This is a genomic window from Phycicoccus jejuensis (assembly GCF_000720925.1).
Lineage (GTDB): Bacteria > Actinomycetota > Actinomycetes > Actinomycetales > Dermatophilaceae > Phycicoccus > Phycicoccus jejuensis.
The window spans coordinates 30380-55139 of sequence record NZ_JOEE01000012.1; the positions used below are offsets into that span (position 1 = coordinate 30380).

At 72.8% G+C, this 24760-nt stretch carries 22 protein-coding genes; 9 read left to right on the forward strand and 13 right to left on the reverse strand.

Going from position 1 to position 24760, the window contains the following annotated elements; translation table 11 throughout:
• Positions 1 to 150: 150 nt before the first annotated feature.
• Positions 151 to 1539, reverse strand: a complete 1389-nt coding sequence (locus tag IG69_RS0118195; RefSeq protein WP_030529592.1) for an L-serine ammonia-lyase — start codon at positions 1537 to 1539, stop codon at positions 151 to 153.
• Between the two features lie 82 nt (positions 1540 to 1621).
• Between IG69_RS0118195 and IG69_RS0118200 the strand changes: the two genes are divergently transcribed.
• Positions 1622 to 2473: a RecB family exonuclease gene (locus IG69_RS0118200; RefSeq protein WP_245616194.1), complete on the forward strand. Its 852-nt coding sequence runs from the start codon at positions 1622 to 1624 to the stop codon at positions 2471 to 2473.
• Between the two features lie 14 nt (positions 2474 to 2487).
• Here the strand turns inward: IG69_RS0118200 and IG69_RS0118205 are convergent, their stop codons facing one another.
• From IG69_RS0118205 to IG69_RS0118245, 9 genes are all read right to left on the reverse strand, one after another.
• Positions 2488 to 3444 (reverse strand): electron transfer flavoprotein subunit alpha/FixB family protein, encoded by a 957-nt coding sequence (locus tag IG69_RS0118205; protein WP_030529594.1) that lies wholly within the window; start codon positions 3442 to 3444, stop codon positions 2488 to 2490.
• A complete protein-coding gene (locus IG69_RS0118210; RefSeq protein ID WP_030529595.1) occupies positions 3441 to 4214 on the reverse strand; it encodes an electron transfer flavoprotein subunit beta/FixA family protein in 774 nt (257 codons plus the stop codon). The genes IG69_RS0118205 and IG69_RS0118210 overlap by 4 nt, the downstream gene beginning before the upstream one ends.
• The gene (locus tag IG69_RS0118215) at positions 4211 to 6736 is read right to left on the reverse strand and encodes a GcvT family protein (RefSeq protein WP_030529596.1); all 2526 of its coding nucleotides are present in this window, start codon (positions 6734 to 6736) and stop codon (positions 4211 to 4213) included. Before IG69_RS0118215 ends, IG69_RS0118210 begins: the two co-directional genes overlap by 4 nt.
• 120 nt (positions 6737 to 6856) lie before the next feature.
• On the reverse strand, positions 6857 to 8476 hold the full coding sequence (locus tag IG69_RS0118220; protein ID WP_084696924.1) for a BCCT family transporter: 1620 nt from the start codon (positions 8474 to 8476) through the stop codon (positions 6857 to 6859).
• Positions 8477 to 8618: 142 nt separating this feature from the next.
• Positions 8619 to 9593, reverse strand: coding sequence for an ABC transporter substrate-binding protein (locus IG69_RS0118225; RefSeq protein ID WP_030529598.1), 975 nt, complete (start codon positions 9591 to 9593; stop codon positions 8619 to 8621).
• A gap of 56 nt (positions 9594 to 9649) precedes the next feature.
• Positions 9650 to 11764 (reverse strand): ABC transporter permease, encoded by a 2115-nt coding sequence (locus IG69_RS0118230; RefSeq protein WP_030529599.1) that lies wholly within the window; start codon positions 11762 to 11764, stop codon positions 9650 to 9652.
• Positions 11761 to 12840 carry a quaternary amine ABC transporter ATP-binding protein gene (locus IG69_RS0118235; protein WP_245616195.1) on the reverse strand — a complete coding sequence of 360 codons (1080 nt, stop codon included), beginning with the start codon at positions 12838 to 12840 and terminating at the stop codon, positions 11761 to 11763. Before IG69_RS0118235 ends, IG69_RS0118230 begins: the two co-directional genes overlap by 4 nt.
• Positions 12841 to 12978: 138 nt before the next feature.
• On the reverse strand, positions 12979 to 13761 hold the full coding sequence (locus IG69_RS0118240) for an IclR family transcriptional regulator (RefSeq protein ID WP_030529601.1): 783 nt from the start codon (positions 13759 to 13761) through the stop codon (positions 12979 to 12981).
• Positions 13762 to 13807: 46 nt separating this feature from the next.
• Positions 13808 to 15247, reverse strand: a complete 1440-nt coding sequence (locus tag IG69_RS0118245; RefSeq protein ID WP_030529602.1) for a trimethylamine methyltransferase family protein — start codon at positions 15245 to 15247, stop codon at positions 13808 to 13810.
• Positions 15248 to 15382: 135 nt separating this feature from the next.
• Between IG69_RS0118245 and IG69_RS0118250 the strand changes: the two genes are divergently transcribed.
• Genes IG69_RS0118250 through IG69_RS0118270 form a run of 5 tightly spaced genes read left to right on the forward strand, consistent with a single transcriptional unit; the run spans position 15383 to position 20288 of the window.
• Positions 15383 to 16150, forward strand: coding sequence for an IclR family transcriptional regulator (locus IG69_RS0118250; RefSeq protein ID WP_051750735.1), 768 nt, complete (start codon positions 15383 to 15385; stop codon positions 16148 to 16150).
• The gene (locus IG69_RS0118255) at positions 16147 to 16812 is read left to right on the forward strand and encodes a corrinoid protein (protein ID WP_030529604.1); all 666 of its coding nucleotides are present in this window, start codon (positions 16147 to 16149) and stop codon (positions 16810 to 16812) included. Before IG69_RS0118250 ends, IG69_RS0118255 begins: the two co-directional genes overlap by 4 nt.
• Positions 16809 to 17702 (forward strand): methyltetrahydrofolate--corrinoid methyltransferase, encoded by an 894-nt coding sequence (locus IG69_RS0118260; protein ID WP_030529605.1) that lies wholly within the window; start codon positions 16809 to 16811, stop codon positions 17700 to 17702. The genes IG69_RS0118255 and IG69_RS0118260 overlap by 4 nt, the downstream gene beginning before the upstream one ends.
• Complete coding sequence (locus IG69_RS0118265) at positions 17699 to 19675, forward strand: ASKHA domain-containing protein (protein WP_245616196.1); 1977 nt, start codon at positions 17699 to 17701, stop codon at positions 19673 to 19675. Before IG69_RS0118260 ends, IG69_RS0118265 begins: the two co-directional genes overlap by 4 nt.
• A gap of 28 nt (positions 19676 to 19703) precedes the next feature.
• Positions 19704 to 20288: a DUF1638 domain-containing protein gene (locus tag IG69_RS0118270; protein ID WP_030529607.1), complete on the forward strand. Its 585-nt coding sequence runs from the start codon at positions 19704 to 19706 to the stop codon at positions 20286 to 20288.
• On the opposite strand, the gene IG69_RS0118275 is transcribed toward IG69_RS0118270, so the two are convergent.
• A complete protein-coding gene (locus tag IG69_RS0118275; protein WP_030529608.1) occupies positions 20275 to 21159 on the reverse strand; it encodes a homocysteine S-methyltransferase family protein in 885 nt (294 codons plus the stop codon). The genes IG69_RS0118270 and IG69_RS0118275 overlap by 14 nt on opposite strands.
• 28 nt (positions 21160 to 21187) lie before the next feature.
• A complete protein-coding gene (locus IG69_RS0118280; RefSeq protein WP_030529609.1) occupies positions 21188 to 22054 on the reverse strand; it encodes a methylenetetrahydrofolate reductase in 867 nt (288 codons plus the stop codon).
• 101 nt (positions 22055 to 22155) lie between these two features.
• Here IG69_RS0118280 and IG69_RS0118285 point away from each other — a divergent pair, with 101 nt between their 5' ends.
• Positions 22156 to 22596, forward strand: a complete 441-nt coding sequence (locus IG69_RS0118285) for a VOC family protein (RefSeq protein WP_030529610.1) — start codon at positions 22156 to 22158, stop codon at positions 22594 to 22596.
• Positions 22597 to 22603: 7 nt separating this feature from the next.
• On the opposite strand, the gene IG69_RS0118290 is transcribed toward IG69_RS0118285, so the two are convergent.
• Entirely contained in the window at positions 22604 to 22870 is a 267-nt protein-coding gene (locus tag IG69_RS0118290; RefSeq protein ID WP_030529611.1) for a hypothetical protein, read from the reverse strand.
• A 76-nt stretch (positions 22871 to 22946) separates the two neighbouring features.
• Here IG69_RS0118290 and IG69_RS0118295 point away from each other — a divergent pair, with 76 nt between their 5' ends.
• Together IG69_RS0118295 and IG69_RS0118300 are read left to right on the forward strand one after the other, a co-directional pair.
• On the forward strand, positions 22947 to 23852 hold the full coding sequence (locus IG69_RS0118295; protein ID WP_030529612.1) for a LysR family transcriptional regulator: 906 nt from the start codon (positions 22947 to 22949) through the stop codon (positions 23850 to 23852).
• A 43-nt stretch (positions 23853 to 23895) separates the two neighbouring features.
• The gene (locus IG69_RS0118300) at positions 23896 to 24669 is read left to right on the forward strand and encodes a ParA family protein (protein WP_030529613.1); all 774 of its coding nucleotides are present in this window, start codon (positions 23896 to 23898) and stop codon (positions 24667 to 24669) included.
• Positions 24670 to 24760: the final 91 nt, after the last annotated feature.

Below are 24760 nucleotides of genomic sequence, written 5' to 3' on the forward strand. Positions count from 1 at the left end.
CCAGCCTGTCGGAGAACCGCTCCGACCGTCAAGGAGTGCAGGTCAGGCGAGCGCGCACCCCGTCGAGCGAACAGAACACGCCGTCGGGCAAGCGGTCCGGACGGCGTATTCTGTTCACTCGACGGGTGGGGAGGGAGAGGTGGCCCGGCCTCAGCACTCGATGACGTTGACGGCGAGGCCGCCGCGCGCGGTCTCCTTGTACTTGACCTTCATGTCGCGCCCGGTGTCGCGCATCGTCTTGATCGCCTTGTCGAGCGAGACGACCGCCGAGCGGCCGTCGCCGCGCAGCGAGAGCCGGGCGGCGGTGATGGCCTTGACCGAGGCGACGGCGTTGCGCTCGATGCACGGGATCTGGACGAGCCCGCCGACCGGGTCGCAGGTGAGCCCCAGGTTGTGCTCGATGCCGATCTCGGCCGCGTTCTCGACCTGGCCGGGGGTGCCGCCGAGGACCTCGGCGAGGGCGCCGGCCGCCATCGAGCAGGCCGAGCCGACCTCACCCTGGCAGCCGACCTCGGCGCCGGAGATCGAGGCGTTCTCCTTGTAGAGCGTGCCGATGGCGGCCGCGGTCAGGAGGAAGCGCACGACCCCGTCGTCGTCGGCGCCCGGCACGAAGCGCGTGTAGTAGTGCAGGACCGCCGGGATGATGCCCGCCGCGCCGTTGGTGGGGGCGGTGACGATGCGCCCGCCGCTGGCGTTTTCCTCGTTGACGGCGAGCGCGTAGAGGGTGACCCAGTCCATCGCGGCGAGCGGGTCGCCGGCGTGCTCGCGGCGCAGCTGGCGCACCAGCCGGGGCGCGCGGCGCTGGACGCGCAGGCCGCCCGGGAGGACGCCGTCGGTGCGGCAGCCGTTGTCGACGCACTCCTGCATCACCTCCCAGAGGTGCAGCAGCCCGGCACGGACCTCGGCCTCGGTGCGCCACGAGAGCTCGTTGGCGAGCATGACACCGCTGATCGGCAGGCCGGTCTCGGCGCACCGCTCGAGCAGCTGCGCCCCGGTGGTGAACGGGTACCGGACGGGCGTGTGGTCGGGGACGATCTCGTTCTGCCCGACCTCGTCCTGGTCGAGGACGAAGCCGCCGCCGACCGAGTAGTACTCGCGGGTGCGCAGCGGCTCCTCGCCCTCGGCCGGGTCGGCCGAGGCCCACGCGGTGAAGCGCATCCCGTTGGAGTGGAAGGGCAGGGTCGCACGGCGGTGGAGGACGACGTCGACGTCGGGGTCGCAGGCGACGTCGTGGCTGCCGCCGAGGTGCAGCGTGCGCGCGGCACGGACCTCGTCGACGCGGTTCTCGGCGGCGCGCGGGTCGGTGGTCTCGGGCGCCTCGCCCTCGAGGCCGAGGAGCACGGCCTTGACCGAGCCGTGGCCGTGGCCGGTGGCGCCGAGCGAGCCGAAGAGCTCGGCCTTGACCCGGCCGACGCGGGGCAGCAGGCCGTCCTCGCGCAGCGCCGTGACGAAGGTGTGGGCGGCGCGCATCGGGCCCACGGTGTGCGAGCTGGAGGGACCGATGCCGACGGAGAACAGGTCGAAGGAGGAGATGGCCATGAGGCGCTCAGTGTGTCATCCGCCGGGAGCACCTGGGGACGGCCCTGCGGACGCGTCGGACGCACCGGCTACCGTCGGTGCCGTGACGGGCACGGGGGAGCGGGCGCAGCCGCAGCAGGCGGCGTTCCCCGGCATGCCCGAGCCCCTGTGGGGAGGCAGCCCGAGCAAGCTGCTCACCTTCCTCGACTGCCCGCGCCGCTACCGCCTGGCCTACCTCGACCGCCCGCGCCCGCCGGCCCGGGCGCAGCGGGCCCACACCTCGCTCGGGAACGCCGTGCACAACGCCCTGCGCGACTGGTGGGACCAGCCCGAGCGCACCCCGCAGCTCGGCGCGCGCCTCGTGGAGAAGGCGTGGATCGACGTCGGCTTCCGCGACGCCGCCCAGTCCGCCCGCTGGCGGGCCCGGATGCAGGACGCGGTCGTCGCCTACCTCGAGCGCTCCGGCCCGCAGCAGCGGCCCGTCGGCATCGAGCGCACGGTGTCGTTCGTCAGCGACGACCTGCGCGTGCAGGGCCGCATCGACCGGCTCGACGACCGCGACGGCGAGCTCGTCGTCGTCGACTACAAGACCTCGCGCCAGGTCTCGACCGACGACGACGCGCGCACCTCGCTGCCGCTCGCCCTGTACGCCGCGGCCGTCTGGAAGATGTTCCGCCGCCCGGTCCGCCGGGTCGAGCTGCACCACGTGCCCTCGGGCACGGTCGCGGCCCACGAGCACACCGGTGAGTCGATCGGCCGGCACGTCGAGCGGGCGCGCTCGATCATGCGCGACGCGCGCCGGGCCGACGCCGACTTCGCCCGCCACGGGGCGGAGTCCTCGATGTTCCCCGCCGTCACCGGGCCGCTGTGCGGCTGGTGCGACCTGCGGGCCCACTGCCCCGAGGGGCAGGCCGCGGCGCCCGAGAAGGCGGACTGGGCCGCGCTCGAGGACTGAGGGCGGGTGCCCGCTCAGCCGAGCTCCTCGAGCACGGCCGGCAGCACCTCGTGCATGTCGCCGATCACCGCGTAGTCGGCCTTGGTCACCATCGGGGCGTCGGCGTCGGTGTTGACGGCGATGATCGTCCGGCTGGAGGCGCAGCCCGCCCAGTGCTGGATCGACCCCGAGATGCCGCAGGCGAGGTAGAGGTCCGGCGCGATGCGCGAGCCGGTCTGGCCCACCTGCTCGTGGTGCGGGCGCCAGCCGAGCGAGGTGACGACGCGCGAGACACCGACGGCCCCGCCGAGGCGCTCGGCGAGGGCGTCGACGGCCGCGAAGCCGTCCGGCCCGCCCGCGCCGCGTCCCGCGCCGACGACGACCTTGGCCGCGGTCAGCCCCGAGCTGTCGCCCTGCTCGCGCCGCTCGACGCGCACGACCTGCGCGCGCAGGTCCTTGGGGTCGACGGCGACGGCCAGCGGCTGGACGCGCGCCTCGCCGGGAGCGTCCGCGGGGGTCGGCTCGACGGCGTGCCCGGCCATCGACAGCAGCCGGACCCGGCTCGGGACCGTCGCCCGCTCGAGGGCGGCGCCGCCGACGACCTGGCGCTGGACGACGAGCGGCGAGAGCGACTCGACGGCGACGACGTTGGCGGCCATCCGCAGCCCGCGGCGGGCGGCGACGTGGGCGAGGACCTCGTTGCCGCGGCCGGTGCCCGGGGCCACCACGAGGTCCGCGCGGGCGGCCCGGCCGGCCGCCTCGACCGCCGCGGCCCAGGCCGCGGCGGCGTACCGCTCGAGCGCGGGGTCGGCGGCCTCGTGGACGACCACGACCCCGGCCTCGCGGCAGTCGGCGAGGACGGCCTCGGGCGCGGACCCGACGACGAGGGCGTGGAGGTTGCCGGCGCCGAGGGAGCGGGCGAAGGCGAGGGTCTCGCGGGAGACGAGCGAGGCCCGTCCCTCCTCGACCTCGACGAGGACGACGACGCTCACGAGTGCACCACCTTGAGCTCGCGCAGGACGGCGACGAGGGCGGGCGCGGCGGTCGGCCCCTCGCCGAGGACGGTGACCTGGCTCGGCGGGGCCTCGGGCACGGTGAGGGCCTCCCGGCCCGACCCGCCGGGGGTGCCCGACCACGTCATCCGCTCGACCTCGGCCTTCTTCGCGCGCATCCGCCCCATGACGCTCGGGTACTTCGGCGACACCCCGCCCTCGAGGACGGTGACGACCGCGGGCAGGGCGACCTCGTAGACCTCGGTGCCCTCCGGCCCCTCGGCGTGCAGGGTGGCGACGTCGCCGTCGACGGCGACGGTCTGCACGCCCGCGACGACGGGACGGTCGAGGAGGTAGGCCAGCCGCACGCCGACCTGGAAGTCGCCGGTGTCGGCGGCGTCGTTGCCGAGGAGCACGAGGTCGTACGTCGTCCCCGCGTCCGACCGGGCCCGGACGGCCTCCGCGACGGCCTCGGCGACGTCGGCCGGGCCGAGGAGGTCGGCGTCGGCCTCGACGAGCACGCCGTCGGTGGCGCCGACGGCGATGCCGGCGCGCACCTGCTCGAGGCTGTCCTCGGAGCCGACCGACAGCACCGTCACGGTGCCGCCCGAGGGCTCGGCGACCTGGACGGCCAGCGCGACGGCGGCCTCCTCGTGGGCGCTCGTCGTGTAGCCGGCGTACCGGCCGTCGACGCGCAGCCCGTCGGGCGTGAGGACGACCTCGCCGGTGGGGTCGGGGACGCGCTTGACGCAGACGAGGACGTTCGTCACGCCCGCCCCCGGATCCGCAGGTTCTCGGGGTCGAAGAGCGGGGTCGCGTCGGCCGCGGCGACCGTCACGGGGTAGAGCTCCTCCATGTACGAGACGGCCAGCTGCGTGCCGACGGTGGCGACCTCCGGCGGGAGGAAGGCCATGAGCACGTGCTTGCCGAGGCTCGGGGCGGAGCCGGCGGTCGTCACGTACGGGTGGCGGCCGTGGCCGTCGGTCAGCGTGCCACCCTCACGGGTGAGGATCGGCTCGCCGCCGAGCATGTAGCGCTTCACCCCGGACGCCGACGTGTGGTCGTCGACGGTGAGCGAGCAGAGGACCGCCTTCGGGGCCTCGTCGGCCTGCGCGACCACCGCGTCCTTGCCGACGAAGTCCTGCTCCTTCCACTTCGCCCGCGACATGCCGGTCTCCATCAGCGTGCGCTCGGTGTCGAGCTCGTAGCCGTAGGCCCGGTAGCCCTTCTCGATCCGGCCGGTCGTGCCGTAGACGCCGATGCCGACGGGCACCATCCCGAGGGGCGTGCCGGCGTCGAGGAGCCTCTGCCACAGGGCGGCTCCCGCCTCGATGGGCACGTAGAGCTCCCAGCCGAACTCGCCGACGTACGAGATGCGCGAGGCGAGCACCGACAGCGTCCCGACCTCGATCTCGCGGCAGGTGCCGAAGGCGAAGCCGCCGGGCGAGACGTCGGCGTCGGTGAGGCCGGAGAGGATCTCGAGGGCCTTCGGGCCCCAGAGGCCGATCGTCGTCCAGCTCGAGGTGAGGTCGACGACGACCGCGCCGCCGTCCTCGGGCATCCGGTCGGCGAACCACTTCTTGTCGGCCATGCCGTGCGCGCCGCCGGTGACGACCCGGAACCGGTCGTGCGCGAGGCGCATCACGGTGAGGTCGGAGCGGAACCCGCCGCGCTCGTCGAGCACCGGGGTGTAGACGACCCGGCCGATGCGGACGTCGGCCTGCGCCACGATGATCCGCTGCACGGCCTCGAGCGCCCTCGGCCCGACGACGTCGAAGATCGCGAACGCGGAGAGGTCGACGAGCCCGGCCGCCTCGCGCATCTGCAGGTGCTCGGCGTTGATGATCGGCGACCACCAGCGCGCGTCCCACTCGTGCTCGCGCGGCATCGTCTGCTCGGGGCCGAACTTCTCGACGAGCCCGGCGTTCGAGGTGTACCAGTGCGGCCGCTCCCAGCCGGCGGTCTCGTGGAAGACCGCGCCGAGCTCCTTCTGCGAGGCGTGCATCGGCGCGAGGCGGACGTCGCGGTTGCTGCCGTACTGCTCCGCGGGGTGGACGATGCCGTAGGTCTTGATGAACGACTCGGACGTGCGTGCCTTGACGTGCGCCCGCGTCTTCTGGTGCGGGTGGAAGCGCGCGATGTCGCTGTGCCCCAGGTCGATCTCGGGGTTGCCGTGGGTCATCCACTCAGCGACCGCGCGGGCGGTGCCCGGGCCTTCCTTGATCCACACCGCGGCGCACGACCAGAGGCCCTTGACCTCGGGCGTCTCGCCGAGGATCGGGTAGCCGTCCGGCGTGAGCGACAGCAGGCCGTTGATGGCGTAGCGGATCTCGGCCCGCTCGTCGCCGAGCAGCTCGGGCATGAGCTCGAGGGCCTGCTCGAGCTGCGGGTCGAAGTCGTCCTCGGTGAACGGCATCTCGGTGGGGGAGAGCTTGCTCTGCTCGATCGAGGGGATGTCCTCGGGGTCCCAGAGGATCGCCCGGTGGGCGTACGAGCCGACCTCCATGTCGGAGCCGTGCTGGCGTTCGTAGCAGAACGTGTCCATGTCGCGCACGATCGGGTAGCTGATCTCGCCGGGCTTCTCGGCGAGCACCTCGCAGGGGCCGACCGAGATCATCTGGTGGACCGCGGGGGTCAGCGGGATGTGCGCGCCGGCCATCCGGGCGATCTTCGGGCTCCACACGCCGCAGGCGACGACGACGGTCTCGGCCTCGATGCGGCCCTGGGTGGTCTCCACAGCGCGGATGCGGCCGTCGACGACCTCCATCCCGGTCACCTCGACGTTGGGGACGGTCGTCAGGGCGCCGCGCTCGACGGCGCGCTCGCGCATGATCGTGCCGGCGCGAAGGCTGTCGACGACGCCGACGGTCGGGAACCAGGCGGCGCCGATGATGACGTCCTTGTCGAGGAAGGGCACCTTCTCGGCGACCTGCTCGGGGGTGACGAGCTCGGCGGGGATGCCCCACGCCTTCGCGCTGCCCATCCGGCGGCGCAGCTCCTCCATCCGCTCCTCGGTGCGCGCGACCTCGTACCCGCCGGACTCGGTGAAGACCCCGAGCTCCTTGTACTGGCGCATCGAGTCGAGCGTGATGTCGGCGAACTCGCGCGAGTGGTCGACGGGGAAGATGAAGTTGCTCGCGTGGCCCGTGGAGCCGCCCGGGTTCGGCAGGGGCCCCTTGTCGAGCTGGACGATGTCGGTCCACCCGAGCTCGGCGAGGTGGTGGACGAGCGAGTTCCCGACGATGCCGGCGCCGATGACGACGCAGCGCGCGGAGGCGGGGAGAGCGGCCATGGGGGGGTCCTTCCGTCACGCCGGTGGTGCGTATCGCGCAACCCGGCGCTCATCGTGCAACACGTCCGCACAGCATGGCAGACGGCGGACGCCGTGCCAACCGGTCGTCCGCCGTCCGGCTCAGACGTCCTGGCGCGCCGCCGGGTGCTCGCGCAGGTGCCGCCGGATCGGCCCCTGGAGGGTCGACTCGAAGGTCTCCTGCCGCAGCGCCTTCCACAGCGAGACGCACAGCGCGATGAGCACCATGAGGAACGGGAAGCCGATGATGATGACCCCCGTCTGCAGCGCCCCGAGCCCGTCCTCGCCGCCGGTGACGAGCAGGACCGTCGCGACCGCGCCGGTCGCGACGCCCCACAAGACGACGAGCGAGCGCCGGGGCTCCTCGTCTCCGCCCTGGCTGAGCATCCCCATGACGATCGAGGCCGAGTCGGCGCCGGTGACGAAGAAGATGGCGATGAGGAAGACGGCGAGCACGACGGTGACCGTGGCGAGCGGGTAGGCCCGCAGGGTGCCGAAGAGCGTCGTCTCGAGTCCGGAGTCGACGAGCGCCTTCATGTCCTCGCCCTGGGTCAGCTGGAGGTCGAAGGCGGCGCCGCCGAGGATCGAGAACCAGACGAACGAGACGAGCGAGGGGATGGCGATGACGAAGACGACGAACTGGCGGATGGTGCGGCCCTTGGAGATGCGGGCGATGAACATCCCGACGAAGGGGGTCCACGAGACCCACCAGGCCCAGTAGAAGATCGTCCAGCCGTTGAGCCACTCGCCGCCGCCGAAGACGCCGGTGCGGAAGCTCATCGTCGGCAGGTGCGTCAGGTAGCCGCCGATCGACTCGGTGAAGGTCGAGAGGATGAACACGGTCGGCCCGACGACGAAGAGGAAGAGGGCGAGCAGCGCGGCGGCGACGGCGTTGGCGTTGGAGAGCCACTTGATGCCGCGGTCGATGCCGCTGACCGCCGAGACGACGAAGCAGAGCGTGAGGACGGCGATGACGGCGACCGCGGTGGCCGTGCCGTACTCCCGGCCCGAGAAGACGTCGGAGAGGCCGCCGGTGATCTGCAGCGCCCCGAGGCCGAGCGAGGTGGCCGAGCCGAAGAGGGTCGCGAGGACGGCGAGGGTGTCGATGCCCTTGCCGGCGGCGCCGTCGACGCGGTCGCCGAGCAGCGGCCGGAACGCCGCGCTGATGAGGTTGCCCGAGCCCTTGCGGTAGGCGAAGTAGGCGATGGTCAGCCCGATGACGGCGTACATCGACCACGGGTGGACGCCCCAGTGGAAGAACGTGTACTCCATCGCGAGGTGCGCGGCCTCGTCGCTGCCCGGCTCGGCGAGCCCGAGCGGTGGCGTGTTGAGGTGGGTGAGCGGCTCCGCGACGCCGTAGAACATCAGCCCGATGCCCATGCCGGTCGCGAACATCATCGAGACCCACGAGAAGGTCGAGAACTCGGGCACCGAGTCGTCCGGGCCGAGCTTGATGTTGCCGTAGCGGCTGACGGCGAGGAACGCGCTGAAGACGACGAAGCCGCCGCTGGTCAGGACGAAGAACCAGCCGAAGTTCGTCGTGATCCAGCCGAGGATGCTGCCGCCGGTCTCGCCGAAGCCCTCGCCGTCGACCGCGCCGTAGACGAGGAAGAGCAGCGAGAGGGTCGCCGCGACCCCGAAGACGACCTTGTCGACGGGGGAGCGCCGGGGCGGCTCCGGCGCCTGCTCGGTGGTCAGCGGGGGTGGTGTCGTCGTCGCCATGGCCGTGCCCCTCGGTTGCGCTGGACGGAACGCTGTGCGCATCGCACAACAGCAGCAGTGTGAGGTGGATCACGTCGTCCGTCAACGGCCGCGTGCCGCGGCGCCCGGGTGGGCGCCGCGGCACGGCGGGGTCGGACGGGGGTCAGGACAGCCAGGCGGCGACCTTGTCGGGGTTGGCCTCGACCCACTTCTTCGCCGCGTCGTCAGGACTCATGTTCTGGTTGGCGATCATCTCCGAGACGGCGTTCTGGTCGTCGTTGGTCCACTGGAACTTCTTGATGAGGTCCACTGCGGGAGAACCGGACTCGGCGAACTTCGTCGCGATGAGCTTGTTGAGCGCGTAGGGCGGGTAGTCGCAGGCGACCTTCTTGGCGTCGGCGTCGCAGCCGTCGGTGTACTCCGGGAGGTTGACCTTGACGAGCTTCATCTCGGAGAAGAACCACTGCGGGTCGTAGAAGTACGCCAGCAGCGGCGTCTTGTTCTTCTCGGCCTGCCGGAAGCTCGTGATGAGCGCGGCCTCCGAGCCACCGGTCACGACCTTGTAGTCGAGCTTCAGGTTCGTGACGAGCGCCTCGTCGTTGGTCACGTAGGAGGGGTCGCCGTCGAGGAGCTGGCCCTTGCCGCCGGACTCGGAGGTCTTGAACATCGACGCGTACTTGTTGAGGTTCTTCCAGTCGGTGATGTCCGGGTACTTCTCGGCCATCCACGGCGGCACGTACCAGCCGATGATCCCCTGGTTGCCGGTGAGGCCGGCGTCCTGGACGGTCTTCTGCTCGTCGACGTACTTCTTCGTGAGGTCGGCGTGGCCCCAGTTCTCGACGATGGTGTCGATCGACCCGGAGGCCATGCCCTGCCAGCCGACCTCCTCCTTGACGTCGGGGTAGGTGACCTTGCAGCCGAGCTTGGTCTGTGCGACGTAGCCGATGACGTGGGCGTTGCTCACGTACCCCGTCCACGGGTTGACGGCGATGCGCAGGTCGCCGCACTCCTTGCCGCCCCCGCCGGCGGACCCGGAGGCGCTCGGCTGCTCGATGTTGCCGCCGCCGCAGGCGCTCAGCCCGAGGGCGAGGGCGGCGGTGGCCGCGACCAGCGCGGTCCGGTGGGTTGCTCGTGCCATGGGCTGGACCTCTCTCCTGTCCGCGGTCGTCCGCGGGTCGTGGTGGGGTGCCCGGCTCATCGGCCGAACCGGGCGGCGGCGTGGCGGGCGATGCGGTCGAGCATGATCCCGAGCGCGGTGATGGCGATGCCGGCGGCCAGGCCCTTGCCGAAGAGCTGGCCCTGGACGAAGCCCTGGACGATGAGGTAGCCGAGGCTGCCGCCGCCGACCATCCCGCCGATGACGACCATCGACAGGACGTAGAGCAGGCCCTGGTTGGTCGCGAGGACGAGGGCCTCGCGGGCCATCGGCAGCTGGACCTTGGAGATCATCTGCCACCGGGTGATCCCGGTGGAGCGGGCGGCCTCGACGGTGGCCGGCGAGACGCCGCGCACGCCGTCGGCGACGAGCTTGGTCGCGATCGGCACCGCGTAGGCGACGGCGGCCATGATCGCCGTGAAGCGGGTCGCCGCGAAGAGCGCCAGCGCCGGCACGAGGTAGACGAACGCGGGGATGGTCTGGAAGCCGTCGAGGAAGGGCCGGATGACGGTGTCCGCCCGCCGGCCCCGACCCATCGCGACACCGAGCACGACGGCGACGAGCATGACGATGACCGTCGCGACGAGGGTCATCGTCAGGGTGACCATCGCGTCGTACCAGAGACCGGTGCCGAGGACGACGGCCTCGCAGACGAGGGTGACGACGGCCGGCCGCCAGCCCCCGAGGAGGAACGCGACGGCGAGCAGCACGAGGGCCATGACCCACCACGGCAGGTCGGACATCAGCGACTGCAGCGGGTTGAGCATCACGGCCGTCACGAGGTCCTTGAACCCGTTGGTCACGCCGGAGATCGCGTCGACGACGGCGTTCGTCAGGTCGTTGATGTGCCCGCCGAGGGGGCCCGCGGTCAGCTCGCCGAGGACCGGGACGCCGGAGAGGTCGGGGAACTGCGAGAGCTGGAGGTAGCGGGTCGAGTAGTAGGCCCCGACGAGGACGGGCAGCAGGAGCACGGCGAGGACGAGCCGCCGGCCGCTCGGGGTGAGGAAGCGGCGGTCGGTGCCGCGCCCGCCCTCCTCGGTGGCCCAGCGGGGCAGCTTCTCGAGGACGAGGGTGCGCCCGCCGAAGATGCCGGGGGAGCCGACGGCCGCGACCCGCTGGCCCGCGGGGGAGGAGCGCTCGCTCGCTGCGGTCGTCGTGCGGTCGAGCATGATCGCGATGAGGACGATGCCGAGGCCCGCCACCGCGGCGGCCCCGACGTTGAGGGTCTGCAGGGCGGCGATGACCGGCTTGCCGAGGCCGGGGCCGTTGACGAGCGCCGCGATGGTCGCCATCGACAGCGCCGCCATCGTGCACTGGTTGATGCCGACGACGATCGTGCGCTTGGCCATCGGCAGCTGGACCTGCCGCAGCAGCTGCCCCTTCGTCACCCCGAGCGAGCGGCCGGCCTCGACCGTGTTCTCCGCGACCGAGTTCAGCCCGTGCTCCGTGATGCGGACCAGCGGCGGCAGGGCGTAGACGAGCGTGAGGACGATGGCGCACGCCGGGCCGATCCCGAAGAACAGCGCGATCGGCGTGAGGTAGGCGAACGACGGCATCGTCTGCATCGCGTCGAGCACCGGGGTGACGACCGCCGAGGTGCGCCGGCTACGCGACATCGCGATGCCGAGCGGCAGCCCGACGACCATGCAGATGACGACCGCGACGATGGTGACGATGAGGGTGTCGATGCCGTCGGTCCAGAGGCCGGCGAGACCGAGGAAGAGCAGGACGACGGTCACGAGGAGCGTCGAGCGCAGCCCGGCGAGCGCGTAGGTGACCCAGGCGGCGAGCAGCAGCACGCCGAACCAGCCGAGCCAGTCGCCCGGCGTCACCGAGCTGAGGTGCTCCTGGAGCACGCCGACGAACGTGTCGAGCCCGCTCGCGATCGTCCCGAGCACGCCGTGGAAGAACCAGTTGTCCTGCCCGAGGAGCTGCACCCGGTCGCGGACGTCGTTGAACCAGTCGTGCAGGCCGGTCGTGTCGGCGTTGGCCAGCTCGAGGGTCTGCCGGCCGCGCAGGGTGGCCCACGCGAGGACCCAGAGGGCGAGGACGGCCAGCAGCTTGCGCCCGGTGCGGCGCGAGGTCGCGCGCTCGGCGACGGGCTGCGCCTCCTTCGTCGGGGCCGGACGGGCCGGCTCCAGGGTCGTGGTCACCGCGCGCCGGCCGGGGCGCGCTGCTCGACGACGACGACCCGGAGGATGTCCTCGTCGTCGACGACCCCGACGACCGCGCCGCTCGCGTCGACGACGCGCACCGGCCCGTCGGCCGCCAGGACCGCGCGCGCGGCCTCGCGGACCACCGTCGTGTCCGGCAGGGCCGGGGCGCCGGCGCCCTCGTCGGCCGAGCCCGGCGGGCGCATGACCCAGCGCAGGGTCAGCACGTGCGACTTCGGCACCTCGGCGGTGAAGTCGCGGACGTAGTCGTCGGCGGGGGCGCCGATGATCTCGTCCGGGGCGCCGACCTGCACGATCTCGCCGTCGCGCATGATGAGGATGCGGTCGCCGAGCTTGAGCGCCTCGTCGAGGTCGTGGGTGATGAAGACCATCGTCTTGCCGACCTCGTGGTGCAGCCGGATGACCTCCTTCTGCATGTCGCGGCGGATCAGCGGGTCGAGCGCGCTGAACGGCTCGTCGAACATCAGCACCGCCGGGTCGCCGGCGAGGGCGCGGGCGAGGCCGACGCGCTGCTGCATCCCGCCGGAGAGCTGGTCGGGGTAGTTGAGCTCGTAGCCGGTGAGGCCGACGAGGTCGACCATCTCCTGGGCGCGCGAGCGGCGGCCCGACTTCTCCTCGCCGCGGATCTCGAGGCCGAAGGCGATGTTGTCGATGACCTTGCGGTGGGGGAGCAGGCCGAAGTGCTGGAAGACCATCGACACCTTGCGGCGGCGGATCTCGCGCAGCTGGTCCTCGCCCATCCCCGTGAGGTCCTCGCCGTCGAGGACGACCGTGCCGGCCGTCGGCTCGATGAGGCGGGTGAGGAGCCGGACCAGCGTCGACTTGCCCGAGCCGGACAGCCCCATGACGACGAACACCTCGCCGGGGGCGACGTCGAACGAGACGTCGCGCACCCCGATGACGTGCCCGCTCTTGGCCTGCAGCTCCTGCCGGGACAGCTCGAGGTCGGGGGTGCCGAGGAGCTTGTCGGCGTTCGGTCCGAAGACCTTCCACAGGCCCCGGACGGAGAGGGCGGCCGAGGTCGCGTCCGTCGCGGATGTCGTCCTGCTGCTCACGGCCAGGTCCGTCACGCTCCACCTCCGCAGAGTTGCGCGATGTGCAACACCGCGTGTTCTGCGCAACAGGATGGCGCTCCGGGGTCGCCGCGGTCAAGGACCATTCCTGCGGGTGGTCCCCGGCGTCCTCAGGTTCGCTCAGCGCTCCACGGGCTGGTGGGCGATCCGGGCCGACGCCTCCTCGGTCGCGGCGAGGAGCAGCGGGACGAGCTCGTCGACCCGGTCGGCGCCGAAGCGGAAGGTCGGCCCGGAGACGCTGATCGACGCGACGACGTCGCCGTGGACGTCGCGGACGGGCGCGGCCAGGGCGGTGAGGCCGACGTCGAGCTCGTCGGTCGCGAGGGCCCACCCGCGCTCGCGGACCTCCGCGAGCTGCGCGTCGAGCACCGCGCGGTCGGTGACGGTCGAGGGCGTGTACGGCGTGAGCTCGCCGAGGGTGCGGGTCAGCTCGGGGTCGTGCTGCTCGCTGACGAGGACCTTGCCGTTGCTCGTCGCGTGGATCGGGATGTGCTGGCCGACCCAGTTGTACGACGAGAGGGTCGAGGAGCCGGACACCTGGTCGACGTAGAGCGCGGCGCCGCCCGAGAGCACGGCGAGGTTGACCGTCTCGCCGGTCTCGGAGGCCAGGCGCCGCACGACCGGGCGGGCCTCCTTCGCGAGGTCGAGCCGGGCGTTGGTGGCCCCGGCGAGCTTGAGCACCCCGACGCCGAGCCGGTAGCGGCCCCGCTCCTCGACCTGCTCGACGAGCCGTCGCCGCTCGAGCGCGGCGACGAGCCGGCTGGCCGTCGACTTGTGCACCCCGAGCTCGCGGGCCAGCTGCGTCGTCCCGGCCTCGCCGTGCAGGGCCAGCAGCTCGAGGATGGTGACGGCCCGGTCGACGGACTGGACGGTCGAGCCGGCGTCCCGCGAGGTGGTGCGCATGGCGCAACGGTAGCGAAGGGCGCAACCCTCGCCGACGGCCCCCGGGTCAGTCGCCGAGCTCGCGCCGGCGCCGCACGACGTACTCCTCGAGCTCGGCGCGCACGGCCTCGTCGAGCGCCGGCTGCTCGTACTCCTCGAGGCGCTTGCGCCAGATCGCCTGCGCGCGCGTCGCCGTGTCCTGCGCCCCGTTGCGCATCCAGCGCTCGTAGTTCTCCGAGGAGTTGAGGAACGGCCGGTAGAAGCAGGTCCGGAAGCGCTCCATCGTGTGCATCGAGCCGAGGAAGTGCCCGCCGTGCCCGACCTCCTGGTGGGCGTCGAAGCCGAGCGAGCCCTCGTCGATCTCGAGGGGCGTGAACTCGTGCTGGAGCATCTCGACGATCTGGCAGTCGATGACGAACTTCTCGAAGCCCGCGACGAGGCCGCCCTCGAGCCAGCCGGCGCTGTGCATCACCCAGTTCGTGCCCGCGAGGAAGGTCGGGAGCAGCGTCATCAGGGCCTCGTAGCCGGCCTGTGCGTCCGGTACCTGCGAGGACGTGAGGCCGCCACCGGTGCGGAACGGCAGGTTGAAGTGGCGGGCGATCTGGCCGGTGCACAGCAGGCCGATGCCCGACTCGGGCGTGCCGAACGTCGGTGAGCCCGACTGCATGTCGATGTTCGAGAGGAACGAGCCGAAGATGACCGGGCAGCCCGGGCGGATCAGCTGCGCGAGGGCGATGCCCGACAGCGCCTCGGCGATCTGCTGGACGAGCGCCGCCGGGATGGTGACCGGCGACATCGCCCCCATGAGGATGAACGGCGTGAGGACGACGGGCTGCGCGGCCGCGGCGTACTCGAAGAGCGCGTCGAGCATCCGGTCGTCCCAGCGCAGCGGGCTGTTGCAGTTGACGAGGCTGATGCTGACCGGCGTCCGCTCGATGGCCTCGCGCCCGCCGAAGAGGATCTCGGACATCGCGATGACGTCGCGGGCGTTCTCGCCGGAGACGACGTTGCCCATGAACACCTTGTCGGTGATGGTCATCAGGGCGTAGGTCATGTCGAGGTGGCGCGAGTCGAGCGGCGCGTCGTTGGGCTCGCAGACCACGCCGCCCGCGGAGTCGAGCACCGAGAACGACTGCGAGAGACGGGCGAAGTTGCGGTAGTCCTCGAGCGTGCCGTCGCGGCGCGTCTCGCCCTCGCGGACGAACGGCGGCCCGTACACGGCGCCGAACGCCATCGAGTCACCGCCGATGTGGATGCTCCGCTCGGCGTTGCGCGCCTGGACGTCGAACTCGCGCGGCGCCTTCGCCACCTGCTCGAGGACGAACTCGGGGTCGAGGAAGACGGTGTTGTCCTCGACCCGCTGGCCGGCCTGCCGGAACAGCTCGAGAGCCCGCTCGCTCATGAACTCGACCCCGATCTCGGTGACGAGCCGCCGCCAGCCGGCGTCCAGCTGCGCCATCGCGTCCGCCGAGAGGATCTCGTAGCGCGGCATCCGGTTCGTGAACATGCGCGTGGGCCTCCACAGGGCAGGACGAGCGTTGACGGTGAGCCGCGCCACATCCTAGCCTCATCATGTGGGCGCACAAGGCCCACATCGTGAGCGGCGACAGACGGTCGCCGCCGCCCTGCGAGAGGACCACCCGTGCCGACCCCGCCCCCGACCACCGGGACCCAGTCGATCGACCGGGCCGCCGACCTCGTCGCCCGGGTGGTCCACGCCGACGGGGGGCTGACGGCCGCGGCGCTCGCGGACTCGACGGGGCTCGCGCGCTCGACCACCTCGCGGCTGCTCGCCGCGCTGGAGCGGGCCGACCTGCTCGCGCGGGACGACACCGGCTCGTGGGCCCCCGGCCCGCTGTTCGACCTCTACGCGACCCGGCGCACCGGCGACGAGGTGCTCGCGGAGGTCGCCGGCCCGACGATGCGCGAGCTCGGCGAGATCACCGGCGAGACGGTGAACCTCGGCGTGCCGCGCCGGGGCACGGTCGTGCAGGTGGCGCAGGTCGACTCCTCGTACTACCTCGGCTCGCGCGACTGGGTCGGCACCGACGTGCCCGCCCACGCCTCCGCGCTCGGCAAGATCCTCTACGCCCACGGCGCGCTGCCCGTGCCCTCCGGCCCCCTCGACCCGCCGGCCCCGGACGCCGTGACCAGCGGCGCCGAGCTCGCCGCGCAGCTGCCCGGCATCCGCCGCGCCGGCTACGCGACGACCGTCGACGAGCTCGAGCCCGGGCTCACCGGTGTCGCGGCGCCGGTGCGCCACCGCGGGTCGGTCGTCGCCGCCCTCGGCATCTCGGGACCGACGTCCCGCCTCGTCGGCGACCTCGCGTCGACCGGCGCCCTCGTCGCCACCCACGCCGCGGCCCTGTCCGCCCGGCTCGAGCACCACCCACACGAAGGAGCGGCATGACACCCGACGACATCCTCAGGGGCCTCTACGACGAGACGCTCGTCGGCAACGGCCCGGCGGTGCTCGACCTCACCCACCAGGCACTCGGGATGCAGATGGCCCCCGGCACGCTGCTCTTCGACGCGCTCATCCCGGCGCTCGAGGAGGTCGGCGCGCGCTTCGAGCGCGGCGACTTCTTCGTGCCCGAGATGCTCATCGCCGGCCGGGCGATGGCCGGCTCGATGGAGGTGCTGCGCCCGCTGCTCGCCGACACCGGCGTCGAGACGATCGGCAAGTTCCTCATGGGCACGGTCAAGGGCGACGTCCACGACATCGGCAAGAATCTCGTCAACATCATGCTCGAGGGCGCCGGCTTCGAGGTGGTCGACCTCGGGGTGCAGGTCGCCCCCGAGAAGTTCGTCGCCGCCATCGACGAGCACCAGCCGGACATCGTCGGCTTCTCGGCGTTCCTCACGACGACGATGCCGATGTTCAAGGCGAACATCAACGCCCTGGAGAAGGCGGGGATGCGCGACTCGGTCATCGTCATGGTCGGCGGCGCGCCGGTCACCCAGGAGTACGCCGACGCGGTCGGAGCCGACGGCTACGCCGCGGACGCCTCGGCCACCGTCAAGCGCGCCAAGGCCCTTCTCGCCGCGCGTCGTTCGCAGGTGCCCGCGTGAGCGCCCCGCTGCGGCACACCGTCCTCCGGTCGGCGACCAAGGAGGTCGTCATCGGTGCGGACAAGCCGTTCTGCGTCATCGGCGAGCGGATCAACCCGACCGGCCGGCCGGTCTTCCAGGCCGCGCTGCGCGAGGGCGACCTGTCGATCATCGCCAAGGACGTGGCGGCACAGGTCGCGGGCGGGGCCGACGTGCTCGACATCAACATGGGCGTGCCGCTCACCGACGAGGCGGAGCTGCTGACCAAGGCGATCCAGCTCGTGCAGTCGCTGACCGACCTGCCGGTGTGCATCGACTCCTCGGTGGTCGAGGCGCTCGAGGCCGGCCTGTCGGTCTACCAGGGCCGCGCGCTCGTCAACTCGATCACCGCCGAGGACGACCGGATGGCCGCCATCCTGCCGCTCGTCAAGAAGTACGACGCCGCCATCGTCGCGCTGCCGAACGACGAGGACGAGATCCCGATGGAGGCCGAGAAGCGCCTCGCCCTCACCGAGAAGATCGTCCGGGTCGCGACGCAGGAGTACGGCATCGCGATCGAGGACATCGTCATCGACCCGCTCGCCATGCCGATCGGCGCCGACTCGACGGTCGGTCGGACGACGCTCGAGGTGATCCGCGGCATCCGCGAGCGGTGGGGCCTCAACACGACGTGCGGCGCCTCGAACGTCAGCTTCGGGATGCCGGGCCGGCACGCCATCAACGCGGCCTGGCTGCCGCTCGCGATGTCGGCGGGGATGACGAGCGCGATCATGGACGCGCGCACGCCGCACGTCGTCGACGCGGTGCGGGCCTCGGACCTCCTCCTCGGCAACGACGAGTGGGGCATGTCGTGGATCGGCGCGCACCGGGCCCGGCAGGCGGCGGAGGCGGCGGCCGCCGGGACGGCGTGACGGGCGAGCGCGGGCCGGACCAGCCCTTCGAGGACGTCGTCGAGGACCTGCGACGCGAGGGGCTCCTCGAGCCGCCCGCGCCGCTGACCTCCGACGTCGACGACACCGAGCTCGCCGGAGCCGGCCGGGTCACGTTGTCCTTCAGCCCGGCCGAGCGCGTCGTCCGTGTGCCGCCGGGGGTGTCGGTGTTCGACGCGGCGTCGTGGAACGGCATCGCCGTGGACTCGACCTGCGGCGGGCACGGGACCTGCCGCAAGTGCCGGGTCCGGCTCACCCGCGGCACGGCGCCGGTGACCCGGCACGACGTGCGGACCTTCACGGCCGACCAGATCCACGACGGCTGGCGCCTCGCGTGCCTCGTCCGCGCGACGCACGACCTCGACGTCGAGGTGCCGCCGCTCGTCACCCGGCCCAAGGCCTCGACCGTCGGCGTCGGCCGGCAGGTCATCCTGCGGCCGTCGGTGCAGAAGCGCTACGTCGAGCTGACCGAGCCGACGCTCGCCGACCAGCGCACCGACCTCGCGCGGCTGCGCGACGCCGTCGACGACCTCACCCTGAACCCCGACCTCTACGCGCTGCGCCGGCTGCCGGTCGTGCTGCGGCAGAACGACTTCAAGGTGACGGCGGTCGTCGTCGACGAGACGCTGGTCGACGTCGAGCCCGGTGACACGACGGGGCGGCGGCACGCCATCGCCTACGACCTCGGCACGACGACGGTCGTCGCGACGCTGCTCGACCTCGAGACGGGGACGCCGGTCGCGGTGTCGTCGGTGCTCAACCGGCAGCAGCCGTTCGGCGGCGACGTCATCACCCGGATCAGCGCGACGATGATGGATCCGCAGGCGCTGCCCCGCCTCACCGCGCTCGCCCGCGAGACCCTCGCCGGGCTCGCCGCCGAGGTGTGCGAGGAGGGCGGCGTCGACCCGGCCGGCGTCTACGAGGTGGCCCTCGCCGGCAACGCGACGATGACCGCGCTCCTGCTCGGCGTCGACCCCGAGCCGCTGGGCGTCGCGCCCTTCGTCCAGGCGACCGCCGACTGGCCGGTGCTGCTCGCGTCCGACCTCGGGCTCACGCTGCACCCGGGCGCGCGCGCCGTCGTCTTCCCGGCCCTCGGTGCCTACGTCGGCGGCGACATCGTCGCCGGGATGCTCGCCAGCGGCCTCGACCGCGACAAGCGGGTCCGGCTGTTCGTCGACGTCGGCACGAACTGCGAGATCGCGCTGACCGACGGGGAGCGCATCGTCACGACCGCCGCACCCGCCGGGCCGGCGTTCGAGGGCGGCGCCATCCGCTGCGGGATGCGCGCGGCCGACGGGGCGGTGGAGGTCGTCCGGCTCGACCCCGACGCCGAGGACCCCTCGCTCGCGGTCGCGCTCGGGGTCATCGGCGACGTCGAGGCCCGCGGGGTGTGCGGGTCGGGGCTCGTCGACGCGGTCGCCGAGCTCGCCCGCGTCGGCCTGCTCGACTCCTCGGGCCGGTTCGTCACCGACGAGCGCGCTGCCGAGCTCGCGCCGGTGCTCGCCGACCGGATGGCGACGGTGCGCGAGGGGGAGCGGGTCTTCGTCCTGCACCGGCACTCCGCCGACGCGCCCGTCGAGGAGTCGGTCTACCTCTCGCAGAGGGACGTCCGCGAGCTGCAGTTCGCGAAGGCGGCCATCTCGACCGGCTGGTCGCTGCTGCTCGAGGAGCTCGGGCTCGAGGCGTCCGAGGTGCAGCAGGTGCTGCTCGCCGGCTCGTTCGGGTCCTACCTCTCGCCGTCGTCCGCGGTCCGCATCGGGCTCGTGCCGAAGCTGTCGGTGCTGCGCATCGTCTCGGCCGGCAACGTCGCGGGGGAGGGCGCGAAGATGGTGCTGCTGTCGGCCCGGGAGCGGGCCGGTGCCGACGCGCTGCTCGAGGAGGTGCGCTATGTCGAGCTCTCGGACCGCCCCGACTTCAACGACCGCTTCGTCGACCAGCTCGCCTTCCCCGTCTGAGGCGCGCGACCCGGGGCGCGTCGCCCTCGTGGCCTGCGGGGCCATCGCGCAGCCGGCGGCCGAGGCGGCGGCCCGTCACGGGTGGCCGCTCGACGTCCACCCCTTGCCGCCGTTGTTGCACAACCGGCCCGAGCGCATCGCGCCGGCGGTGGCCGAGGCCGTCGCGGACCTGGGGTCGAGGTACGACCGCGTCGTCGTCGGGTACGCCGACTGCGGCACCTACGGGGCGCTCGACGCGGCCTGTCGCGAGCTCGGGGTGGAGCGGCTCCCGGGGCTGCACTGCTACGACCTGTTCGCGGGACCGGCGACCGTGGAGGCGCTGTCCGCGGAGGAGCCCGGCACCTACCTGCTCACCGACTTCCTCGTGCGGTCCTTCGCGCGGACGGTCGTGCGCGAGCTGGGGCTCGACCGCCATCCCGAGCTGCGCGACGACTACTTCCGCCACTACGCGCGCGTCGTCTGGCTCGTGCAGACGCGGGACCCCGCGGAGCAGGCGGAGCTGCGCGGGCTCGCCCAGGAGGCCGCGGAGTCCATCGGCCTGCCGCTCACGGTGCGGCACACCGGGTCCGGCGGGCTCGAGGCCGCCCTGGCCGCGCTGGTCAGCCCGCGGTGAGCGCGGCGGCCATCGCCCGCAGGTGCGCGGGCGAGGAGCCGCAGCACGCGCCGACGACGTCGATGCCGAGGTCGCGCAGCTCTCGCGCGTGGTCCGCCATCGCCTCGGGCCCGACGGTGTAGACGAAGCGGTCGCCGTCGAGCTCCGGCAGCCCGGCGTTGGACTGGGCGACGAGCAGCACCCCGTCCGGCCGCGCGGCCACGAGCTGCTCGGCGATGGTGCGCATCTCGTCCGGGCCGCGGCCGCAGTTGGCGCCGACCGCGTCGACGCCGTCCGCGGCGAGGGCGGCCACGGCGGCGGCCGGGGTCACGCCCATCATCGTGCGCAGGTTGGTGTCGAACGACAGCGTGACGACGAGGGGCAGCTCGGGGGCCTCGGCGCGGGCGGCGGCGACGGCGGCGCGTGCCTCCTCGAGGTCGCTCATCGTCTCGACGAGGAGCAGGTCGGCGCCGCCGTCGCGCAGGCCGCGGACCTGCTCGGCGAAGAGCTCGCGGGCGGCCTCGGGGGTCAGGGCGCCGAGCGGCTCGAGGAGCTCGCCGGTGGGGCCGATGTCGCCGGCGACGAGGGCGTCGTGGCGGCGGGCGACGGTGGCGCACAGGGCGGCCGCGGCGCGGTTGACCTCCTCGGCCTGCCCGGCGAGGCCGTGCTGGGCCAGCCGCGGCTCGGTGGCGCCGAAGGTGTTCGTCGTGAGCAGGCGGGCGCCGGCCACCGCGTACTCCTCGTGAAGGGCGGCGACCGCGTCGGGGTTCGTGAGGTTCCACGACTCGGCGCACTCGCCCATCGGCAGCCCCCGCTCCTGGAGCAGCCAGCCGTAGCCGCCGTCGGCGATGGCCGGGCGCCCGGCGAGGAGGGTGGTGAGTCGGTTGGTCACGTCGACCACGGTAGCGACTGTGCGGCGGTCATCCCGGCGGTCTGACCCGGGCGGACACGGCCTCGTCGAGCATCCGCCGTCGCCACGACTCGATGACCGCCACCTGGTTGAAGGTGAAGACGTGCAGGCCCTCGATGTCGAGCGCGGGGTTGGCGGCGAGCGCGGCGACCCGGCTGACGAAGCGGTCGGTCGAGAAGCCGGGGGAGGCGATGCGGGCGAAGACCGACTTCTGCTTGCGCAGGAAGCGCAGCGACTCGCCGACGCCGATCTTCGTCGCCATGCCGAGCAGCTTGGTGCGGTCGACCGGCCCGGGGACCCCGACGAGGATCGGCAGGGTGACCCCGCGGCGGCGGACGCGCTCGGTCCAGGTGCCGAGGTGCTCGGCGTCGAAGGTCATGTTGGACACGACGTGGGTGGCGTAGCGGCGCTTGTCCCACATCGACTGGACGGTGACGTCGTCGTCGATGCTCGGGTGCGACTCGGGGTAACCGGTGATGCCGACGTGGGTGAAGGGGTGCTCGAGCGCGGCGAGGTCCTGGAGGAGGTCGAGGGCGGAGGTGTAGTCGCCGGCCGGGGGGTCGGCGTCGCCGCCGGGGACGAACACCGCGGTCACCCCGGCCTCGGCCAGCCGGGAGACGACGTCCTCGAGCTCGGCGCGGCCGGTGACCATGCGCGCGGCGAGGTGCGGGACGACCCGGTAGCCGGCGGTCGCGAGGGCGACGGAGGTGTCGAGGGTGGCGGCCAGGCCCTTGCTCGGGGCGGCGGTCACGGTGACGGTGAGGGTGGGGGGCACGTGCTCGAGAACGGCCTCGGTGATCGAGGGAGTGGGCATCACCTCGTAGCGCGCCCCCTCGAGGAGGTGGGCGAGGGCCACGGTGGGGAGTTCGTTGCTCATCGTGCAACCCGTCTCGTCATACGCACCAACGGGAGCCAGCGTAGGGGCGGGGGTGCCTCGGGCGCCAGAGCCGTGTCGGGTGGTGGTGGCAGGCTGCCGGGATGGAGCAGCGGATCTCGTTCGTCACCCTGGCCGTCGCCGACCTCGCGACCTCGCGGCGCTTCTACGTCGACGGGCTCGGGTGGGTGCCCGAGCTGGAGGTCGACGGCGAGGTCGTGATGTTCCCGGCGGGGGAGCGGCTCGTGCTCTCGCTCTGGGACCGGGCGCACTTCGAGGCCGAGGTCGGCGGCGTCACGGTGAGTGGGCCCGGCCTGTTGCCGCTCACGCTGTCGCACAACGTCGAGACGCCGGCCCTCGTCGACGAGGTGCTGGCGCTCGCCGCGGCGGCCGGGGCGACGGTGGGGACGGGGGTCGAGCGGGAGTGGGGTGGCTACTCCGGCTACTTCGCCGACCCCGACGGCGTGCGCTGGGAGGTCGCCTGGAACCCGGGCCCGATCGGCCGCCGGGTCGTCCCGGGCACGGAGCCCGTCGTCCCGGGCTGAGGGGCGGTCAGAGACCGGCGGCGCGGCGGACCGGCGACTGGGTGCCGTAGTACGCCTGCAGGTTCTCCTGGAGGATGGAGCGGATGAGCGGGGCCTCCTCGGTCGCGATGCCCTGCGCCTCCTGGGTGTCCACGGCGACGAGGAGGTCCTCGATCTCGTGGGGGGTCCGGTAGTGCGAGAGGTCCTCGCGCAGCCGGCGGACCGCGGCGCGCTGCTCGCGGCGCTCACGGAGATCGTCCTTGACGGTGGTCCAGAGTGCGGTGGTGTTCGTCATGCATCCAGTGTGCGAGCGACGCCATCCATGCGTCCAATGAAAACGACGCAACCGTCACATGACGTATCGTCATGGGATGGACACCGAGTCGCTGCGCTGGTTCCAGCTCGTCGCCGACGGCTACACGGTCACCGAGGTGAGCGACGTCTTCGGCGTCAGCCAGTCGGGGGTCTCGCGCGCGCTGGCCCGGCTCGAGGACGAGGTCGGCACCCCGCTCCTGCACCGGCAGGGCCGGGTCCTGCGGATGACCTACGCCGGCTCGGCGTTCAAGCGCCACGTCGACGCCCTCGTCAACAACCTCGACGACGGCCTCGCCGCGGTCGGCGAGATCGTCGACCCCGAGAGCGGCGTCGTCACCCTCGCCTACCCGCTGAGCCTCGGCAGCTGGCTCGTCCCCGGCCTCGTCGGGGCCTTCCGCGAGCAGCACCCCCGGGTCCGGGTCGTCATCGAGCGCACCGCGGTCGGCGAGGACGGGCGCATCTCCACCCAGCTCGCGACCCGCCGCGCCGACCTCGAGCTGACCGCAGCCCGCGTCGCCGGCCAGGGCGTCGTGTGGCAGCACGTCCTCGACGAGCCCTTCGTCCTCGCCGTCTCCACCGACCACCCGCTCGCCGGCCGCTCCGAGGTCGCCCTCGCCGAGGTCGCCAGGGAGCCGTTCGTCCTGCGCGCCCCACCGTCGGGGATGCGCCAGCAGACGCTCGACCTCTGCCGGGCCGCCGGCTTCATCCCGGCCGTCGCGATGGAGGCCGAGGACCTGCCGACCATCCGCGGCTTCGTCGCGGCCGGTCTCGGGGTCTCCGTCGTCCCCGCGCAGGGCCTCTCCGTGCCGGCGACCTTCGCTCGCACCCGGCTCCTGCCCCTGACCGACGTCGGCGCGCACCGCGAGGTCGGGCTCGCGTGGGTCGACGGCCGCCCCCTCCTGCCGTCGGCCGAGGCGTTCCGCCGCTTCGTCCTCGCGTCCGGGCGCCGCCGCGCCGGATGAGAGGATCGGGCCGTCCCCGACGACGATCCGAAAGGGCCGCCCCATGGCGCCGAAGCGCAAGGCCACGATCATCGCCCTCGCCAACCAGAAGGGCGGGGTCGCCAAGACGACGTCCGTCGCCTCGCTCGGCGCCGCGTTCGCCGAGGCCGGCAAGCGGGTGCTGCTCGTCGACCTCGACCCCCAGGCCTGCCTGACCTTCAGCCTCGGCGTGGACCCGGACACCGTCGAGTCCTCCGTCCACGACGTCCTCCTCGGCGCCGCCGAGCTCGCCGACGTCGTCCAGACCTGCGCCGACGGTGTCGACCTCGTCCCCAGCTCGATCGAGCTCGCCGGCGCGGAGGCCGTCCTCCTCGGCCGGCCGGCGCGTGAGTACGTGCTCCAGGGCGCCCTCGACACCGTCCGCAAGGACTACGACGTCATCCTGCTCGACTGCTCGCCGAGCCTCGGCGTGCTCACCCTCAACGCGCTGACCGCCGCGCAGGGCCTCGTCGTGCCCATGCCCTGCGAGATGCTCAGCCACCGCGGCGTCGGCCAGCTGCTCGACACCGTCGCCGACGTCAAGAAGATCCTCAACAAGAAGCTGCGCGTCATCGGCATCCTCCCGACGCTGTACGACGGTCGCAGCACCCACGCGCGCGAGGTCCTCGAGGACGTCGGCCAGCGCTACGGCCTGCCGGTGCTCAGCCCCCCGATCCCCAAGACCGTGCGCTTCGCCGAGGCCCCGGCCGTCGGCCGCTCGATCCTCTCGACGGCGCGCTCGAGCAAGGGCGCCACGGCCTACCGCGAGGTCGCGGCGGGGCTGCTCGAGACACTCTGACCGTATTCCCCGAGCGGCGGTGAGATCGCTCATCGTCGAATGTTTGTCCAGAGTTTGACCGCGGGTGGGGGAGGCGTCCTAGCCTGCTGGG